18 protein-coding genes and 1 riboswitch are annotated in these 18,442 nt (G+C 73.1%); of the genes, 9 read left to right on the top strand and 9 right to left on the bottom strand.

What is annotated here, in order from left to right; genetic code table 11:
- The first annotated feature begins 43 nt into the window (after positions 1–43).
- Positions 44–1,447, top strand: coding sequence for a MocR-like pyridoxine biosynthesis transcription factor PdxR (gene pdxR / locus AC067U_RS21655; RefSeq protein WP_478831384.1), 1,404 nt, complete (start codon positions 44–46; stop codon positions 1,445–1,447).
- Positions 1,448–2,444: 997 nt separating this feature from the next.
- Here pdxR and AC067U_RS21650 read toward each other — a convergent pair.
- Positions 2,445–3,299 carry a DMT family transporter gene (locus AC067U_RS21650; RefSeq protein WP_478831634.1) on the bottom strand — a complete coding sequence of 285 codons (855 nt, stop codon included), beginning with the start codon at positions 3,297–3,299 and terminating at the stop codon, positions 2,445–2,447.
- Positions 3,300–3,425: 126 nt separating this feature from the next.
- Here AC067U_RS21650 and AC067U_RS21645 point away from each other — a divergent pair, with 126 nt between their 5' ends.
- Positions 3,426–3,767: a hypothetical protein gene (locus AC067U_RS21645; protein WP_478831383.1), complete on the top strand. Its 342-nt coding sequence runs from the start codon at positions 3,426–3,428 to the stop codon at positions 3,765–3,767.
- Positions 3,768–3,825: 58 nt separating this feature from the next.
- Positions 3,826–5,031, top strand: coding sequence for a glutathionylspermidine synthase family protein (locus AC067U_RS21640; RefSeq protein WP_478831382.1), 1,206 nt, complete (start codon positions 3,826–3,828; stop codon positions 5,029–5,031).
- Between the two features lie 104 nt (positions 5,032–5,135).
- On the opposite strand, the gene rocD is transcribed toward AC067U_RS21640, so the two are convergent.
- Positions 5,136–6,341 carry an ornithine--oxo-acid transaminase gene (gene rocD, locus AC067U_RS21635; RefSeq protein WP_478831381.1) on the bottom strand — a complete coding sequence of 402 codons (1,206 nt, stop codon included), beginning with the start codon at positions 6,339–6,341 and terminating at the stop codon, positions 5,136–5,138.
- 121 nt (positions 6,342–6,462) lie between these two features.
- A riboswitch (ZMP/ZTP riboswitch) is annotated at positions 6,463–6,553 on the top strand.
- Positions 6,554–6,589: 36 nt separating this feature from the next.
- Between rocD and AC067U_RS21630 the strand changes: the two genes are divergently transcribed.
- From AC067U_RS21630 to AC067U_RS21615, 4 genes are all read left to right on the top strand, one after another.
- Entirely contained in the window at positions 6,590–7,867 is a 1,278-nt protein-coding gene (locus tag AC067U_RS21630) for a serine hydroxymethyltransferase (RefSeq protein ID WP_478831380.1), read from the top strand.
- Positions 7,868–8,022: 155 nt separating this feature from the next.
- Positions 8,023–9,036 (top strand): tryptophan--tRNA ligase, encoded by a 1,014-nt coding sequence (gene trpS / locus AC067U_RS21625; protein WP_478831379.1) that lies wholly within the window; start codon positions 8,023–8,025, stop codon positions 9,034–9,036.
- A 172-nt stretch (positions 9,037–9,208) separates the two neighbouring features.
- Positions 9,209–9,796, top strand: coding sequence for a 2'-5' RNA ligase family protein (locus AC067U_RS21620; RefSeq protein WP_478831378.1), 588 nt, complete (start codon positions 9,209–9,211; stop codon positions 9,794–9,796).
- Positions 9,797–9,932: 136 nt separating this feature from the next.
- Positions 9,933–10,862, top strand: coding sequence for a YihY/virulence factor BrkB family protein (locus AC067U_RS21615; protein ID WP_478831377.1), 930 nt, complete (start codon positions 9,933–9,935; stop codon positions 10,860–10,862).
- Here AC067U_RS21615 and AC067U_RS21610 read toward each other — a convergent pair.
- Positions 10,813–12,063, bottom strand: coding sequence for a D-alanyl-D-alanine carboxypeptidase family protein (locus AC067U_RS21610; protein ID WP_478831633.1), 1,251 nt, complete (start codon positions 12,061–12,063; stop codon positions 10,813–10,815). The genes AC067U_RS21615 and AC067U_RS21610 overlap by 50 nt on opposite strands.
- A gap of 130 nt (positions 12,064–12,193) precedes the next feature.
- Between AC067U_RS21610 and AC067U_RS21605 the strand changes: the two genes are divergently transcribed.
- On the top strand, positions 12,194–12,466 hold the full coding sequence (locus AC067U_RS21605; RefSeq protein WP_478831376.1) for an SCO4848 family membrane protein: 273 nt from the start codon (positions 12,194–12,196) through the stop codon (positions 12,464–12,466).
- Positions 12,466–13,941: a metallophosphoesterase gene (locus tag AC067U_RS21600; protein ID WP_478831375.1), complete on the top strand. Its 1,476-nt coding sequence runs from the start codon at positions 12,466–12,468 to the stop codon at positions 13,939–13,941. The genes AC067U_RS21605 and AC067U_RS21600 overlap by 1 nt, the downstream gene beginning before the upstream one ends.
- Positions 13,942–13,997: 56 nt before the next feature.
- Here the strand turns inward: AC067U_RS21600 and AC067U_RS21595 are convergent, their stop codons facing one another.
- The 6 genes from AC067U_RS21595 to AC067U_RS21570 all read right to left on the bottom strand — a co-directional run bounded on the left by AC067U_RS21595 (position 13,998) and on the right by AC067U_RS21570 (position 18,358).
- A complete protein-coding gene (locus tag AC067U_RS21595) occupies positions 13,998–14,699 on the bottom strand; it encodes a TetR/AcrR family transcriptional regulator (RefSeq protein WP_478831374.1) in 702 nt (233 codons plus the stop codon).
- A gap of 11 nt (positions 14,700–14,710) precedes the next feature.
- A complete protein-coding gene (locus AC067U_RS21590; RefSeq protein WP_478831373.1) occupies positions 14,711–15,115 on the bottom strand; it encodes a thiol-disulfide oxidoreductase DCC family protein in 405 nt (134 codons plus the stop codon).
- 3 nt (positions 15,116–15,118) lie between these two features.
- The gene (locus tag AC067U_RS21585; RefSeq protein ID WP_478831372.1) at positions 15,119–15,523 is read right to left on the bottom strand and encodes a hypothetical protein; all 405 of its coding nucleotides are present in this window, start codon (positions 15,521–15,523) and stop codon (positions 15,119–15,121) included.
- Positions 15,524–15,852: 329 nt separating this feature from the next.
- Positions 15,853–16,602 (bottom strand): alpha/beta fold hydrolase, encoded by a 750-nt coding sequence (locus AC067U_RS21580; protein WP_478831371.1) that lies wholly within the window; start codon positions 16,600–16,602, stop codon positions 15,853–15,855.
- Between the two features lie 64 nt (positions 16,603–16,666).
- Complete coding sequence (locus AC067U_RS21575) at positions 16,667–17,212, bottom strand: hypothetical protein (RefSeq protein ID WP_478831370.1); 546 nt, start codon at positions 17,210–17,212, stop codon at positions 16,667–16,669.
- A gap of 21 nt (positions 17,213–17,233) precedes the next feature.
- A complete protein-coding gene (locus tag AC067U_RS21570) occupies positions 17,234–18,358 on the bottom strand; it encodes a serine hydrolase domain-containing protein (RefSeq protein WP_478831369.1) in 1,125 nt (374 codons plus the stop codon).
- Between the last annotated feature and the right edge of the window lie 84 nt (positions 18,359–18,442).

Here is an 18,442-nt window from a genome sequence, read left to right as displayed (position 1 = left end):
TCCACCGTACGAGCCGAACGACCCACCGATATGGTCCATGTCCATGAGGGATTCCTGGGCCAATTCGGGCGGGTTCGGCGCCGATCTGCATATCGATCCGACCGCCGGCCGAGGCCTGAAGGCCGGTCTCGCGGAGGCCCTGCGCGAAGCCGTGCGGAGCGGCCGGCTGACGCCCGGCACCCGGCTGCCGGCCTCGCGGACGCTCAGCGCGGACCTCGGCATCGCCCGGAACACGGTCGCCGAGGCGTACGCCGAACTGGTCGCGGAGGGCTGGCTGACCGCCCGTCAGGGCTCGGGCACCCGGGTCGCGCCGCGGGCCGAGCCGCGCCGGTCCGCGCCCGCGCCGGTCCGCCGGCCGGTCCGGCAGGGCGGCGCGGCGTACAGCCTGCTGCCCGGCTCCCCGGACCTGGGCGGGTTCCCGCGCGCGGCCTGGATCGCCGCCACCCGCAAGGCCGTCTCCGAGGCGCCGAACGAGGCGTTCGGGTACGGGGATCCGCGAGGCCGGGTGGAGCTGCGGGAGGCACTGGCCGGCTATCTCGCGCGGGCCCGCGGGGTGCACGCGGACCCGGAGCGGATCGTGCTGTGCGCGGGCTTCGTGCACGGGCTGATGCTGCTGGCGAAGGTGCTGCGGGCCCGGCGGGTGCGGGAGGTCGCGGTGGAGTCGTACAGCCTGGACGTCCACCGGAACCTGCTGGCGGCGGCGGGCCTGCGCACCCGGCCGCTGCTCGTGGACGCGGCGGGGGCGGACACCCCCGCGCTGGCCGGACTGCCGGTGGGGGCGGTGCTGATGACGCCCGCGCACCAGTTCCCGACCGGGGTGGCGCTCACCCCGGACCGGCGGGCGGCGGCGGTGGACTGGGCACGGTCCTCGGGCGGGCTGGTCCTGGAGGACGACTACGACGGGGAGTTCCGCTACGACCGGCAGCCGGTGGGCGCGCTCCAGGGGCTGGACCCCGACCGGGTGGTCTATCTGGGCACGGCCAGCAAGTCCCTCGCGCCGGGGCTGCGGATGGGCTGGATGGTGGTGCCGCCGGAGCTCCTGGACGAGGTCCTCGCGGTCCGCGGGCCGGTCGACTGGACGTGCAGCGCGCTGGAGCAGCTGACCCTGGCCCAGTTCATCTCCTCGGGGGCGTACGACCGGCACGTACGCGGCATGCGGCTGCGGTACCGGCGGCGGCGGGACCAGCTCGTGGCGGCGCTCGGCGGGCGGGTGGCGGTGTCCGGGATCGCGGCCGGGCTGCACGCGGTGCTGGACCTCGGGCCGGGGTCGGAGCGGGCCGTCCTGCAGTCCGCGGCGCGGCACGACCTCGCGCTGGACGGGCTGGCGGTGTTCCGGCACCCGGAGGCGGAGCTGCCGCCGCGTGACGCGCTGGTGGTGGGCTACGGCACGCCATCGGACAGTGCGTGGGCGCCTACGCTCGCGGCGCTGTGCGCGGCGCTCCCCTAGCGCGCGGCGTTGCCCTTGCGGGCGGCGTTGCCCTTGCGGGCCGGTGCTGCCCTGGCGGCCGGCCGGCCGCCGCGACCGTGCGGGTGCCGGCCGTTGCCACGGCCGTGCGGGGCCGGCGGTCGCACGCCGTGCTGTGCGGGTGCCGGCCGTTGCTTCGGCCGTGGGGGCAGGGCGGCCGGATGCGCCCGGCCGTGTGGGCAGTCGTGCCGCAGGGCGGCACGGGTGGGCACACGGCACCCCGGTCCCGCGAGGGCTCGCGCAGCCTCCCCGCGCCCCGGTCCGGCTGCGGTCCGGACCCCGTCCGGGCGGAGCTCCGCTCCTGGCGGTGCCGGGCCCGGCGAAGCCACCGCCCTGCCCGGGCGGCGCTGCGGCGAAGCGCGCCATGGCTTCGGTGGGGCGGGAGCGAGCCCGCTGGGCGGCGTTCCGGTGTGCCCACCCGTTCCGCCCTGCGGAACGCCTGCCCACACCTCAGCGGAGCTGCCTGCCCACACCTCAGCGGAGGTGCCTGCCTGCACCTCGGCGGAGGTGCCCGCCCACACCTCGGCGGAGGCCGCCCACACCTCGGTGGGGCCTGCCCACACCTCGGCGGAGGTGCCCGCCCACACCTCGGCGGAGGCCGCCCACACCTCGGCGGGGCCTGCCCGAGCCTCGGCGGAGGTGCCCGCCCACACCTCGGCGGAGGCCGCCCGTACCTCCGGCGGAGGCAGGCCGCACCTCTGGCGGAGGGCGAGGGAGGGCGCAGCCCTGGGGAACGCGTGCCCGCCCCTCCGGCGGAGGGTGTGGGAGGGCGCAGCTCTGCGGGACGCCTGCTCACACCTCGGCGGAGGCCGCGCACACCTTGGCGGAGGCGGCGTCGCGCACACCCTCGGCGGGCGCGGCGCCCGGACCCCGGCGGGCGCGGCGCCCGGACCTCGGCGGAGGCCGCGCGCAGACCCCGGCGGAGGCGGCGTCGCCCCGGCCTCGGCGGAGGCGGCGCCAAGGCCAACGCGGAAGCCGGTCATGGCTCCGGCGGAGCCGGTTCGCCGAAGCGGGAGAGGGCGAGCGCGCCGGCCACGGCGACGGCGAAGCCGAGGACGGCGAGCCAGGTGAGGCCGGGGCGGGTGCGGTCGCCCAGACAGAGGACGCCCACCAGGGCCGGGCCGACCGTTTCGCCCAGGACCAGGCCCGCCGTCGCGGTCGTGACCGAGCCGCGGGCCAGCGCGGAGGTGAGGAGCAGGAAGGCCGCCCCGCCGCCGGTCAGCAGGGCGTAGAAGGCCGGGTTCGTCAGGAGCGCGGCCGGCGCGAGGTCGTCGATCAGGCGGACCGAGACCTCCACCACCCCGAAGCCCGTGCCCGCGGCCAGGCCCAGCACCAGTGCCCGCGGCCCCTGCGGCAGCCGGGGGCCCAGCACGGCGCCGAGCAGCAGGATGCCCGCCGCCACCCCGAGCATGGCGTAGCGCAGGGCGTCGGAGCCCTCCTCCGTGCCCTCCGCGCCCGAGGCGAGCCCGAGTATCGCCAGCCCGGCGCAGACGGTGGCGACCGCCGCCCACTCCGCCCGGCTCAGCCGGACCCGCAGCAGCCGTGCCGCCACCACCGCGGTGACCGCGAGGCTCGCCGCCAGCGCGGCGCTCACCGCGTAGATCGGGATGCGCCGCAGCGCGATGATCTGGAGCACGAAACCCGCCCCGTCGAGCGTCAGACCGAGCAGATACCGCCACTGCCGTACCGCCCGGAGGAACAGGGCCGCGTCCACCCCCGATCCCGCCCCGCCGGTCCCGTCCGCCCCGCCGGTCGCCGCCGCGGCGCGGGCCGCCACGGCCTGCAGCACCGAGGCCGTACCGAAGCAGACCGCCGCACCCAGCGCGCAAACCATCCCAATCAGCACAAACAGAATGTAGTGCAGCCCTCACCCGGGGTCTCTGCGACGGCCGGATTCCATCCCCAGCGCGGCCACCCCTAGTCTGTCCGCAGCACGCCACCGGTAGGGGGAGCATCAGACATGGAAAGCAGCAGCATCGAGCCCGGCACCGTCAGTGCCGTCAGTGCCGTGAGTGCCGTGACCCGGCGGCGCATGCGCTCCGGCGGGGTCGCGCTCGGCGGCATGGGCCTGCTCGCGGCCACCCTGGTCGCCTGCGGCAGCGATTCCGAGCCGGACCGCCGCTGCGCCGACCGCGTCACCCTCGACCAGCTCAACATGGAGGAGTGCAAGAAGGGCGGCCGCGGCGCCTGGTACTACGGCGGCTACGTCCCCTCGGGCAACAAGGTCACCGGCGGCAGCTTCGACAAGAGCGCCGTCAAGCGGGGCGGCATCGGCGGCGGCTCCAGCTCCAGCGGCGGCTGAGCGCCACCGCCCGGCGCCACCCGGCACAGCGCAGAACCCAGGACGACAAGGACCGGACGTGAAGCGGCACACCATCGATCCCCGCCCCGACTGGCAGAAGACCGTCGAGGAGCAGGGGCTGATCTACCCGCTCACCCGCTACCCCGACGACTCCCTGCGCCCGTACTGGGACGAGAGCGCGTACTACTCCTTCAGCCTCCCCGAGGTGGAGGCGCTGGAGGACGTCGTCGAGGACCTGCACGCCATGTGCCTGGCGGCGGCCGCGCACATCGTGGAGCACGAGCGCTACGCGGACCTGGGGATCACCGACCCCGGGCTGCAGCGGCTGATCGCCGAGTCCTGGCGGCGCCGCGCCGAACAGCCCTCCCTCTACGGCCGGTTCGACCTCCGCTACGACGGCACCGGCCCGGCCAAGATGCTGGAGTACAACGCCGACACCCCCACCTCGCTGGTGGAGGCGGCCAGCCCGCAGTGGTTCTGGATGGAGGAGCGCTTCCCCGGCGCCGACCAGTGGAACTCCCTGCACGAGCGCCTGGTCGACGCCTGGCGCCGGCAGGCCGAACTGCTCCCGCCCGGCCCGGTCCACTTCGCGCACTCCGAGGCCGACGAGCTCGGCGAGGACCTGATGACCGTCGCCTACCTCCAGGAGACCGCCGAACAGGCCGGCCTGGAGACGGTCGCGCTGTCCGTCGAGAAGATCGGCTGGGACCGGCTGTCCGGCCGGTTCGTGGACGAGAAGCTGAAGTTCATCCGCAGCTGCTTCAAGCTCTACCCGTGGGAGTGGCTGGCCGAGGACGAGTTCGGCCCGCAGGTCCTCGACACCCTGGACACCGGCGGAGGCACCGGCAGCACCTGCTGGATCGAGCCCGTCTGGAAGATGCTGCTCTCCAACAAGGCGCTGCTGGCGGTCCTCTGGGAGCTGTTCCCGGAGCACCCGAACCTGCTGCCCGCCTACCTCGACGGGCCGCGCGAGCTCGCCGAGGACGGCGGCCCCGGCTATGTGGCCAAGCCGCTGCTGGGCCGCGAGGGCGCCGGGGTCACCGTGCACCCGCCCGGCGGCGCCCCGTACGTGCCGGCGCAGCCGGGGGAGCCCCGGGAACCGGTGTGTTTCCAGGCCCTCGCCCCGCTGCCGGACTTCGACGGCAACCGGGTGGTGCTCGGCGCGTGGGTCGTCGAGGAGGAGGCGGCCGGGCTCGGCATCCGCGAGTCCGCGGGGCTGATCACGGACGAGTACGCCCGCTTCCTGCCCCACGTGATCCTCTGACGGAAGCAGCGGAAGCAGCGGAAGCTGCGGAAGGGCCCGCGGACGCCGGTGACCCGGCGCACGCCCGCCGCCCGCTGCCCGCCGCCCGCCGTGCGCCGGTCGCGCTACGCGGACAGCACCGCCCGCAGCTGGTCCAGCCCCCAGTCCAGGTCCTCCTTGCTGATCACCAGAGGCGGCGCGATCCGGATCGTGGCCCCGTGGGTGTCCTTCACCAGCACCCCGCGTTCCATGAGCCGCTCGGACACCTCCCGCCCGGAGCCGTGCCCGGGCGCGATGTCCACGCCAGCCCACAGGCCCCGCCCGCGTACGGCGGTCACCGCGCCCCCGCCCACCAGCAGGCCCAGTTCCTGGTGCAGGTGGTCGCCGAGCTCGGCGGCCCGCTGCTGGTACTCGCCGCTGCGCAGGATCGCGACGACCTCCAGGGCCACCGCGCAGGCGAGGGGGTTCCCGCCGAAGGTGGAGCCGTGCTCGCCCGGCCGGAACACGCCGAGCACGTCCCGGTCGGCGACCACCGCCGACACCGGGACCACGCCGCCGCCCAGCGCCTTGCCCAGGATGTAGACGTCCGGGACGACGTCCTCGTGGTCGCAGGCGAAGGTGCGCCCGGTCCGGCCGAGCCCGGACTGGATCTCGTCCGCCATGAACAGCACGTTCCGCTGCCGGGTCAACTCCCGTACGCCGCGCAGGTATCCCGGCGGCGGCACCAGTACGCCCGCCTCGCCCTGGACCGGCTCCAGCAGCACCGCCACCGTGTTCGCGGTGACCGCGTCCGCCAGCGCCGTCAGGTCGCCGTACGGGACGATCTCGAAGCCGGGGGTGTAGGGGCCGTAGTGGTCGCGGGCCTCGTGGTCGGTGGAGAAGGACACGATGGTCGTGGTCCGGCCGTGGAAGTTGTTCGCGGCCACCACGATCTTGGCCTGGCCGTCGGGCACCCCCTTGACCTCGTAGCCCCACTTGCGGGCGGTCTTGACGGCCGTCTCGACCGCCTCCGCGCCCGTGTTCATGGGCAGCACCATCTCCTTGCCGCACAGCCCGGCGAGCTCCGCGCAGAACTCGGAGAACCGGTCGTGGTGGAAGGCGCGGGAGGTCAGCGTGACCCGCTCCAGCTGCGCTCTGGCGGCGTCGAGGAGGCGCCGGTTGCCGTGGCCGAAATTGAGCGCCGAGTAGCCGGCCAGCATGTCGAGGTAACGCTTGCCCTCGATGTCCGTCATCCAGGCGCCCTCCGCGGAGGCGATGACGACGGGGAGGGGATGGTAGTTGTGCGCGCTGTGCGCTTCTGCGGAGCGGATGGCATCAGCGGTAGTCGACACGGGGTCTCCGTTCGTCCGTCCTGCGCCCGGTAGGGCTGTGACAGCGTGTGGCGTCTGTTCTATCCTCGCCGCTCGCCGCGGACAGCGAAAGCGTGCCGGTGTCGTGGCCGGTTATGGTGGGGGCACGCACGGCGACTGGCGTACGGAGAACCAACTCCGGGGGAGCCGCGCGCGCATGTCCGCACACACGGCCGCCCGCCTGGGCCTCCGCGGGGTACGAAACGACACTCGACCCCGGAGGAGCCGCGATGACCGCGCGCCAGCCCGTCCCGCATCCCGCCCTGTTGTCCACCGATCCCGAACTCGCCGCGCTGGTCGCCGCGGAGGAGCGGCTGCAGGCGGACACCCTGCGGCTGATCCCCAGCGAGAACTACGTGTCCGCGGCCGTGCTGGAGGCCTCCGGCACCGTCCTGCAGAACAAGTACAGCGAGGGCTACCCGGGCCGCCGGTACTACGAAGGCCAGCAGAACATCGACCGGATCGAGGCCCTGGCCATCGAGCGGGCCAAGGGGCTGTTCGGCGTGGACCACGCCAACGTGCAGCCGTACTCCGGCTCGCCGGCCAACCTGGCCGTGTACCTGGCCTTCGCCGAGCCCGGCGACACCGTGATGGGCATGGCCCTGCCGATGGGAGGCCACCTGACGCACGGGTGGGGCGTCTCGGCGACCGGCAGCTGGTTCCGCGGCGTGCAGTACGGCGTCCGCGCGGACACCGGGCGGATCGACTACGACGCGGTGCGGGACCTCGCCCTCGCCGAACGCCCGAAGATCATCTTCTGTGGCGGTACCGCCCTGCCGCGCACGATCGACTTCGAGTCCTTCGCCTCGATCGCGAAGGAGGCCGGCGCGGTCCTGGTCGCGGACGTGGCGCACATCGCGGGCCTGATCGCGGGCGGCGCGCACCCCTCGCCGGTGCCGTACGCCGACGTGGTGTCGACCACCACCCACAAGACCCTGCGGGGGCCGCGCGGCGCGATGCTGATGTGCCGGGCCGAGCACGCCAAGGCGATCGACAAGGCGGTCTTCCCCGGTCTGCAGGGCGGCCCGCACAACCAGACCACGGCGGGCATCGCGGTGGCCCTCCACGAGGCGGCGCAGCCCTCCTTCACGGCGTACGCGCACCAGGTCGTGGCCAACGCGAAGGCGCTGGCCGCGGAGCTCCTCGACCGGGGCCTCGACCTGGTCTCGGGCGGCACCGACAACCACCTGATCCTGATCGACCTCACCCGCCGGGAGGTCCCGGGCAAGGTGGCGGCGCAGGCGCTGGACCGGGCGGGGATCGTGGTGAACTACAACACGGTGCCCTTCGACCCGCGCAAGCCGTTCGACCCGTCCGGCATCCGCATCGGCACGCCCTCCCTCACCTCCCGCGGCCTGCGGGCCGAGCACATGCCGGCCGTGGCCGACTGGATCTCCCGCGCCGTCACCGCGGCGGCCTCCGGCGACGAGCCGGCCCTCGCCCGCATCCGCGCCGAGGTCACCGCCCTCCTCGCCGACCACCCTGCCCCGGGCCTCCCGGTGTCCTAGCCCTGCCGGCCCCGACGCCGCCGGCGGGTCGGATCCCGTCGGCTCCGGCGCTACCTGCCGGTAGCGTCGGAGCCCCGCGCGGCAGACAGCAGCGGAGGCCGCGATTCCGGGCGATCGCGGCCATGGGCCGCCCCCGCACCTGCGAGAATGGCCCCATGGCCTCTGACCGTCCTCGCGCGCTCTCCGGTATCCAGCCCACCTCCGGCTCGTTCCACCTCGGGAACTACCTGGGCGCCATCCGCCAGTACGTTGCCCTGCAGGAGACCCACGACGCCTTCTACATGGTGGTCGACCTGCACGCCATCACCATGCCGCAGGATCCGAAGGACCTCCGCGCGAACACCCGGCTGTCCGCCGCCCAGCTGCTCGCGGCCGGCCTGGACCCGGAGCGCTGCACGCTCTTCGTCCAGAGCCACGTCCCCGAGCACGCGCAGCTCGGCTGGGTCATGAACTGCATCACCGGGTTCGGCGAGGCCAGCCGGATGACCCAGTTCAAGGACAAGTCCGCCAAGGGCGGCGTGAACAACGCCACCGTCGGCCTGTTCACGTACCCGATCCTGCAGGTCGCCGACATCCTCCTGTACCAGGCGGACTCCGTCCCGGTCGGCGAGGACCAGCGCCAGCACATCGAGCTGACCCGCGACCTCGCCGAGCGCTTCAACCAGCGCTTCGGCCAGACCTTCACCCTCCCGCAGGCGCACATCGTCAAGGAGGTCGCGAAGATCTACGACCTCCAGGACCCGGCGATCAAGATGTCGAAGTCGGCGTCCAGCCCCAAGGGCCTGGTCAACCTCCTCGACGAGCCCAAGGCCACCGAGAAGAAGATCAAGAGCGCGGTCACCGACACCGGCACCGAGATCCGCTTCGACGCCGAGAACAAGCCCGGCGTCAGCAACCTGCTGACCATCTACTCCACCCTCACCGGCACCGCCGTCCCGGTCCTGGAGGAGAAGTACGAGGGCAAGGGCTACGGCGCGCTGAAGACCGACCTCGCCGCCGTGATGGTCGATTTCGTCACACCCTTCAAGCAGCGCACCCAGGAGTACCTGGACGACCCGGCCGAGCTGGACGCCGTGCTGGCCAGGGGCGCGGAGAAGGCCCGTACCGTCGCCGCCGAGACCCTCGCCCGGGCCTACGACCGCATCGGGTTCCTCCCGGCGCAGCACTGATCAAGCCCCGGGCGCGCACTCGGGCACGGGCGGCTCTGGCCGTGAGGGGGGTGTCGGCCGCACACTGGGGCCAGCACCCCGACCACGGCCTGCAGACGGACACCCGGCCGCCCGGCCGACACCCGGCCGCCCGGCCACCACCCAGTCACACACCAGACGCGAGGAGACATACGTGGGGACCGTTACGCTCGGCGTTTCGATCGCGGTCCCGGAGCCGCACGGCAGCCAGCTCCAGCAGCTGCGCGCCGGCTTCGGGGACGCCGCCGCGTACGGCATCCCCACGCACGTCACCCTCGTCCCGCCCACCGAGGCCGAGACGGAGCGGCTGCCGGAGATCCGGGCCCACCTCGCCGAGGTGGCCGCGGCCTTCCGCCCGTTCCCGATGCGGCTGGCCGGCACCGGCACCTTCCGCCCGCTCTCGCCGGTGGTCTTCGTCAAGGTCGTCGAGGGCACGGTGGGCTGCACCCGGCTGCAGAGCCAGGTCCGCGCCCCCGACGGGCCGGTCAGCCGTGAGCTGGCCTTCCCGTACCACCCGCACGTCACCGTCGCCCACGGGATCTCCGAGGAGGCGATGGACCGCGCCTTCGCCGAGCTCGCGGACTACGCGGCCGCCTGGGTCTGCGACGGGTTCGCGCTCTACGAGCAGGGCTCAGACGGGGTCTGGCGCAAGCTGTGCGAGTACCCCTTCGGCACCGGCCCGACCGGTGTCCCGGCACAGCTGGGCTCACCCGTCGACGAGCCGACCGTACGCCGCCCCTGAGGCAGCACGCGGACAGCCAGGTACCTGAGCCTGCGCAGAACCAGAACATGCATCGGGCGAAAAGTCACAGTGGACGACCGTAGCGCCCAAAAGCGGCAATCCTGACTATTTGCATGCGCTCAATTACGGTGACGGCATGGACTGGCTGAAGAACCTGCCCGTGATCGGCCCACTGGTGGCCCGCCTCATGCGGACCCACCTCTGGCACTCCTACGAGCGTCTCGACCGGGTGCACTGGACCAGACTCGCCGCCGCCATCACCTTCATCAGCTTCCTGGCCCTCTTCCCGCTGCTCACCGTCGGCGCGGCCATCGGCGCCGCCCTGCTCAGCGAGGAGCAGCTGAAGAAGCTGGAGGACGGCCTCGCCGAGCAGGTGCCCGGGATCTCCGACCAGCTGAACATCACCGGCCTGGTCGACAACGCCGGCACCGTGGGTCTGGTCGCGGGCGCGATCCTGCTCCTCACCGGCATCAGCTGGATCGGCTCCATGCGCGACTGCCTGCGCGCCGTCTGGGAGAAGGACGACGAGGAGGAGGGCAACCCGGTCGTCCGCAAGGGCAAGGACGCGGCGATCCTCTTCGGCCTCGGCGGGGCGGCCCTGGTCTCGGCCCTCGCCTCCATCCTCGGCTCGACCGCGGTCGGCCGGTTCGGGGAGTGGCTCGGCATCCCCGAGCGGGGCGCCGGCGGCGTCGTGCTGCGCACCGGCGCCTTCGGGGTCGGCGTGGTCGCCGCCTTCCTGATGCTGCTCTACCTGCTGACCCTGCTGCCCGGGGTCCGCCCGCCGCGCCGGCGGCTGCTGCTCGCGGCACTGATCGGCGCGGTCGGTTTCGAACTGCTGAAGCTGCTGCTCAGCGGCTATATGCGGGAGGTCGCCGCGAAGAGCATGTACGGCGCTTTCGGCGTGCCCATCGCCCTGCTGCTGTGGATCAACTTCACCGCCAAGCTGCTGTTGTTCTGCGCCGCCTGGACCGCCGCCGACGGCCCGGAGGACGCCGCGGAGGATTCCGCGGCGGAATTCACTCCTGAGGGCGACGCCCCCGCTGCGCGCGGGGCCAGCGGCGGTTGACCAGGTACACCCCGCCGGCCAGCACCGCGAGCACGCCGCCGATGACGGCGACGGCCGTGGTCAGCCCGCCGGACTCCCCTCCGGCGGCGGCCGGGGTGTTCTCGTGCGACTGGGCGGGCGAGCCGAGCGGGCGGGTGTCGGCGCTCTTGGGCGGCACCAGCTCGCCGACCGGTTTGACCTTCCCGGCCGCCGCGAAGCCCCAGTCGAACAGCGCCCGGGTCTCCTCGTAGACGACGTTGCCGCCGCCCGCGGCCGGGTTCATCACGGTGACCAGCAGCTTCTTGTTCCCGCGCTGCGCGATGCCGGTGAAGGTGGAGCCCGCCTGGGTGGTGGTGCCGTTCTTCACGCCGGCGATCCCCGGGTACTGGGACAGGCCGTGAGAGCCGGCCAGCAGGCGGTTGGTGTTCTGGACCTGGAAGGTCTCGCGGGGCTTGCCCGGCTCCTGCTTGCCGGGGAAGTCCGCCGAGGCGGTGCCCGCGTACTCCCGGAAGTCCTTCTTCTGCATGCCCGAACGGGCGAACAGGGTGAGGTCGTAGGCGCTGGAGACCTGGCCGGGGGAGTCGTACCCGTCCGGGGACACCACGTGCGTGTCCAGGGCCTGCAGCTCCTCGGCGTGCGCCTGCATGTCCTTGACCGTCTTGTCGACGCCGCCGTTCATGGCGGACAGCACGTGCACCGCGTCGTTCCCCGAGGCCAGGAACACCCCGATCCACAGGTCGTGGACCGTGTAGTCGAGATGCTCCTTCAGGCCGACCACGCTGCTGCCCGGCCCGACGTCCTCCAGCTCCTCCGGCTCGACCTTGTGGACCTTGTCCTTGGGCAGCGTGGGCAGCACGGTGTCCGCGAAGAGCATCTTCAGCGTGGAGGCCGGGGGCAGCCGCCAGTGCGCGTTGTTGGCGGCCAGCACCTCGCCCGACTCGGCGTCGGCCACGATCCAGGACCGTCCGCTGAGGTCGGTGGGGAGCTGGGGTGCGCCCGGCAGCAGGTTCACCTGGGTGCCGGGCTGCCCCAGCCGGGCACCGCCGACGGTGGACATCTGCGGCGGCGGTACGGCCGCCGGCTTCGCGGGGGCCTTCGCGGGCGCTTGGGAGGGGGGCTTGCCGCCCGGCTTCGGGTCGTCGGCGTGCGCGGGCGCGGCGAACACCGCCGGCAGCACCAGTGCGCTCGCCAGCACCATCGCCGTGGTCTTCGGGGCCTTCATGGCAGACACGAACGTGAACGTACCTTCATTTTGTCGTTTCATCACATCCGTTCGGCCAACCCGCCGCACGGACCGCCGGGACAGCCCACCCCGACGCGTCCGTCCCGGGGACGGGCCGGATACTGGGCCCATGAAACTTGGCCGCGCCGCCTCCTGGTTCCTGCTCGCCTTCGGGGTGTGGAGCTGGTTCATCTGGGTGTCCTTCGTCCGCAACCTGTGGAAGGACGCCAGCGGTCTCGCCTTCACCGACGCGGGTGACCCCACGGCGTACTTCTGGGTCCACCTGACGCTCGCGATCACGTCCTTCCTTCTGGGGACGGCCGTCGGCCTCATCGGGTTGCGCGGTGTCCTGGCGCTGCGCCGGGCAGCGCGCGAGGACGCCGGCCGGGGCGGAGCCCTCTGATGGCCGTGGTGCTGTTCGCCCTGGTCGCCGTCCTCGTCCTGACCCTGCTCGCCCTCGTCCACCGCTGGCTGTGGATCCGGCTGGTCCGCGACACCACCACCGCGGGCTCCCGGCCGCGCCGCGCGCTCACCGCCGCGCTGTGGGTGCTGCCGCTGCTCTCGGTGGCCGCGCTGGTCTCCGGCCGTGCGGGCGCCCCGTTCTGGCTCCAGCAGACCGTCGCCTGGCCGGGGTACCTGTGGCTGCCGGTGCTGCTCTACCTGACGCTGGCCCTCCTCGTGGCGGAACCGATCCGCTACGCCCTCCTCCGCCGGACGCCCGCGCCGGCCCTATCGCCCGCTCCAGCCGGGGCGGAGCATGCCGTTCCGGCCGGGACCGAGCCCGCACCGTCAGCCCGTCCGGCGCCACAGGACCGGGGTCCGGGGCAGAGCCCCAGCGGGTCCGGGCGGCAGCCCGGTTACGGGAAGGGGCGGGGAGGGGAGAACGCCCCGCAGGGCACCCCCACCCCCACCGGCGGCTCCGAAGCGACCGCCTCGACGGGCAGCGCGCCGACGACGGCCGTCGTCGAGCCGGAGCCGGAGCCGGAAGCCGGGCCCGAGGTTGCGGCAGCGCCCCCGGCCGGGGCCGCGGAGGCCCCCGCGCGGCCCGCCCTGACCCGCCGGGTCTTCGTCGCCAGGGCCCTGGCCGGCGCCGCGGCCGTGGCCGCGGCCGGCACCGTCGGCCACGGCACCTACGGCGTACTCCGCGGCCCCCGCGTCAAACGGATCACCGTCCCCCTCGCCAAACTCCCGCGCGCCGCCCACGGCTTCAAGATCGCTGTGGTCAGCGACGTCCACCTCGGCCCCGTCCTCGGCCGCGCCCACACCCTCCGCATCGTCGACGCGGTCAACGCCACCCAGCCCGACCTGATCGCCGTCGTCGGCGACCTCGTCGACGGCTCGGTCGCCGACCTCGGCCCCGCCGCCGCACCCCTGGCCGGGCTGAAGTCGCGGCACGGCGCCTACTTCGTGACCGGCAACCACGAGTACTTCTCCGGCGCCGCCCAGTGGGTCGACCACGTCCGCGAACTGGGTCTGCACCCCCTGGAGAACGCCCGCGAGGAACTCCCGTTCTTCGACCTCGCCGGGGTCAACGACATCGCCGGCGAGAGCGAGGGCCAGGGCCCGGACTTCGCGAAGGCCCTCGGCGACCGCGACCGGGAACACCGCGCCGCGGTGCTCCTGGCCCACCAGCCCGTGGTCATCCACGACGCCGTGGCCCACGGCGTCGACCTCCAGCTCTCCGGCCACACCCACGGCGGTCAGCTCTGGCCCGGGAACTACATCGCCGACCTCGCCAACCCCACGCTCGCCGGACTGGAGCGGTACGGGGACACCCAGCTCTACGTGTCCCGCGGAGCCGGCGCCTGGGGGCCTCCGGTCCGCGTCGGCGCCCCCTCCGACATCACACTGGTGGAACTCGCCTCGTACCACGCATAGCCCAGGTCCGGGCACCTTGACCGCGGCGGCTCGTCGCGGTCGAGGTGCCCGTCCGGTCACTTCTTGCGCTTCGACGCCGCCTCGGCCATGCCCGGCAGGAAGTCCGTGAACAGCTCGTGGACTTCGCGGACCAGTGGACGCAGCACCCGGAACCGGGCCAGGACGATGCCGCGGGTGGTCAGCTGGGCCCCGCGCTCGGCCAGTCGGCGGGTCTTCTCGCTGTTCTCCGAACGGTCGAAGACCCAGTACAGGACCAGCCCCATCTGCGAGAGCCACATCAATTCCGGCAGCAGGTCGGCCAGTTCCTCGGGGACCTTGGTCTTCGCCCCGGCCAGCACCTCGCGGTGGATGGCGATGGCCTCGTTGCGCGCGGGCTCCGACTCGGGGGAGAAGGGGCTCAGCGGGCTCTCCGGGTCCGCCGCGTTCTTGAAGAACTGGGAGGCGAACTCGTGGTACGGGGCGGCGATGTCCAGCCAGGCCGTCAGCACCCCGGACAGCCTGGTCTGGAGGTCGGTCTCCCGGTCCAGGATCGGCCTCACGGCCGCCTGGTGGGCCGCGCTGATCCGGTAGTAGAAGCCCTGGACCAGGTGTTCCTTGGACTCGAAGTAGTAGTAGGCGTTGCCCACCGAGACCCCCGCCTCCTTGGCGATGGCCCGCATGGTCGTCTTGTCGTAGCCGCGCTCCTGGAACAGCCGGAGCGCGGTCTCGAGGATGAGCGTGCGGGTCTGTTCGCTCTTGGGGGCTTTCTGCTCTGTCACGGTGTCCGAGCCTATCCGGGGATCTCGCACCGCTCGTCACAGGCCGCCGCTCCGTCACGGGTCGCCCCGCGCCAGGCGGCGGCGGCCGCCATGGTGGCCCGGGCGAAGGGGCGGCCCGCCGGGGTGGCGAGCCAGTTGGCCTTCGGCCGGTGTTCCGCCAGGGCCCACAGGCGGACGATGAAGGCGTCGGTCCCGGTCCAGATCTGCCCGCTGTCGCCGATCACGGTGATCTCGCGCAGGGTGGCCGCGTGGTCCAGACCCGGGAACCGCTGCCGGGCCTCGGCGGACCCGGCGGGCACCAGCCGGAGCGGCACCAGCCACCGCTGTCCGAGCAGCCAGTGCCGGATGTGCACGCAGAGCGGGCAGTGTGCGTCGTAGAGGACGGTCAGCCGGCGGACCGGCGTGCCGGTGCGCACGGCTCACGCACCGGCCGGGGTCGCCCAGCCCTGCGGGGCCACGGGCGGGGTCTGCTGCCGCTCCATCAGCCCCCGGCGGCGGATCTTGTTGAGCACCCAGACGTTGCCGAGGTGCATCACGCCGAGGACCAGCAGGACGACTCCGAGCTTGACCGAGAGCGCCTCGAACAGCGACCGGGCGTCGGGGACGGCGTCGGCGGCCTTCAGGTAGAGGGTCACGAAGCCGAGGTTGACCAGGTAGAAGCCGACCACCAGAAGGTGGTTGACGGCGTCGGCGAGCTTCTCGTCCCCGCGCAGGACGTCGGCGATGAAGATGCGCCCGTTGCGGCTCAGGGTGCGTGCCACCCAGATGGTGAGCCCGATGCTGACGAGCAGGTAGATGACGTACGCGACCACGGTGAGGTCCATGCCCCCCGCCTCCTTGAACGTGTTCAAACGCTTGGCGTGAACGACTGTAGAGGCATTTTTGAACAAGTTCAAGCGACCTTGTGGGGGGTGCTTCCGCCCGCCGTCCGTACCGGACGGCGGGGCCCCGGCACCCGGCCGCCGGGCCTGCGTTCAGACCCGCCGGAGTACGTCGAACGGCGCGGAAGCGATCGCCGTGGACCCCCGCAACACCTCCCGGACCTGCCCCCAGTGCGGGCACGTCGGCAAAGGCAGCGAGAAGCCCCCTCGTCCCCGAAGGGGAGGAGTCACCGGATCAGGCCGGGAAGGAAAGGGGCGGCCCATGCCACCGGTCAGCGCAGCCGGTCCAGGAGCATCTCAGCCGTCTCATCGGGGCGTTCGAGCGCGGGGAGGTGCCCGGCCCAGGGCAGCTCGGTGTACGAGGCCTCCGGCAGGGTGTCGGCGAGGGTGCGGGCGAGCTCGCGGAAGCCCGGCAGGTCGTGCGCCCCGGAGATGACCTCGGCCGGGACCCGTACGTTGCCCAGGTCCAGATCGGGCTCACGGAGTTCGAGTTCGAAGTCGGCGTCCCTGCCGGCCTCGAAGATGGCCAGCTGCATGTCCCGGACCAGGGCCCGGGTGGCGTCGTCCGCGTCCGGCCCCAGCCAGGTGCGGGCGTTCAGCTCGGCCGCGCCGAGCAGGTCGTCGGCATCGAGCAGCGCGTCCTCCGCCGCACCGAACTCCCTGACGTCCTCGGTGGGTTCGAAGGGCGCGCTGGGGCAGAGCAGCACCAGCCGCTCCACCCGACCGGGGTGCGCCGCGGCCAGCCGCAGCGCGACCCGGCCGCCGTACGAGGAGCCGACCAGCGCGGCCCGCCCGATGCCGAGGGAGTCCATCAGCGCCAGCACGTCGCCGTCGTCGCTGTACGGTTCGGTCGCCGCGGGGGACTGCCCGCAGGTCCGGAAGTCCGGCCGGACCACCCGGAACCCGGCCCCGGCCAGCGCGTTCCACTGCCCGTCCCACATCCGCCGGTCGCACACGGAGGAATGCAGCAGCACCACGGCGGGGCCGTCGACCGGCCCGTCCACATCATGAGAAACAATCACGCCGCGATGCTGCCACTGCCCGGCCGTCCGCGCACTGTTTATACGGCGGTCCCGGGTGCGGACCTCAGATGCTCAGCGAGCGGGCGTAGTTGAGCTGGTTCATCACCCAGGACATGACCATCGGGTTGGTGGCCGGGATCATCGTGGAGTGGTGGCGGCCGCCGCTGGACACCGTCACCTGGACGTAGCCGGTGGTGACCCGTTCCTTCATCAGCAGGAACAGCAGCCCGATCAGGCAGAAGAAGGCAAAGATGACGGCCAGCGCGATGGCGTGTCCGGGAATCCTCTCCTCCGTGCGGGAGAAGTCCGCCGCGTTCCAGATCGCGCCCTTGAGCGGCATCGTGCCGGAGGGGGTGATGATCTGGTCCCCGACGATCGTGATGTCACCGAGGGAGAAGGCCCCGCCGGGCACGCCCGGCCCGGGGTAGGCCACGGGGGCCGCGGCCGGGATGGGCGGCATGGCCTGCGGGTACGGCGGGGTACTCGCCGGGTACGGCGGCGGGCTCGCCGGGTAGGGCTGCGGATAGCCGTAACTGGGATTGCCCGGACCCCACTTGTACTCGCCGCTGCCCGGGTCGCTCGCGTACGGATTCGGCTGCTGCTCGCTCATGGAGCCGATGGTAGGGCCATCTCAGAACGCCGCTCCGGCAATCCTCAGCTGTCGTTCGGTGAGCTCCGTGTCGGTGGCGCCGGGCCGCGGGGTGAGCGAGTAGGTCAGCACGCGGCGCTGGTCGCGGGTGGCGAACAGCCCGTTGGTGTAGCCGCCGTAGCTACCCGTCTTGCCCCAGACCTCGGTGCCGTCGATGGTGAAGTACTGGACGCCGGCCCGGCTGAACGGGCGCTTGGTGTCCGCGTTCGCGGGCTTGGCGAAGAGCAGCTGCTGCTGGGCGGGCGGCAGCAGCCGGCCGCGCAGCAGGGCGGTCAGGAACCGCTCCAGGTCGGGGGCGTTGGAGACCATCCCGCCCTCCGCCCAGGGCCACGGGTCGGCCGGGGGCAGGTCGGCCAGTGTACGGGCGGGCATGGAGGTGTCGCCCGCGGCCGGCAGGTGGGTGTGCCGCAGACCCAGCGGCCGGATGATCCGGCGGTCCAGCTCCTCGGTGTACGTGCGGCCGGTGACCTTCTCGACGACCATGCCGAGCAGGAAGTAGTTGGACCCCATGTAGATCTGCCGGATCTGCTCCCCGGTGGCGGGATCCCCGGCCTCCGGGCACTCGGTGATGGTCTTGATGAACTCGGCCGGGGTGTACGACCGGCCCTGCTCGTAGCAGGCGGGGCGGGGGAGCCCGCTGGTGTGGCTGAGCAGCTGCTCGACGGTGATCGGCGCCCAGTGCGCGGGCAGGGTGCCGGGGAGCACCTCCTGGACCGGGGTGTCCATGGCCAGCCGGCCCTCCGCGATCAGCTGGAGGGTGATCGTGGACGTGAACAGCTTGGTGATGCTGCCGATCCGGAACGAGGCGGCGGGATCACCGGAGACGTTTCCCGCGGTGCCCGTCCACTTCCCGTCCCGGCCGCCGACCCGGGCCATGGCGCCGGAGGCGACCCCGTCCGGCAGTGTGCCCAGGGATTTCTGCAGGGCGCCGGGGTCGATCCGCTCGCGGACGTCCACGGTGGCGGAGTAGGAGGGAGCGGAGTGGGCGGGCGTACGCTCGGCCGCCCCTGCGGGCAGCGTCCCGACCGCGGTCGCCAGCAGTGCCGTTCCGGCTGCCAGGGTGATCCAACGAGCCTTGCGCGATGCGGAGTTCGAGGTCTTCGTCATGCGGTTCAGTCTTCCGCCGCGAAGATCACCGGCCCATCGGGGAGTCCCCCGAGCCGACCCTGAGGCCACCCCTACGAGCCCGGT

This window comes from Streptomyces sp. NPDC043853 (assembly GCF_056436025.1).
Note: the sequence above shows the minus strand (reverse complement) of the source record. Positions and strands in the feature narration are given on the sequence as shown.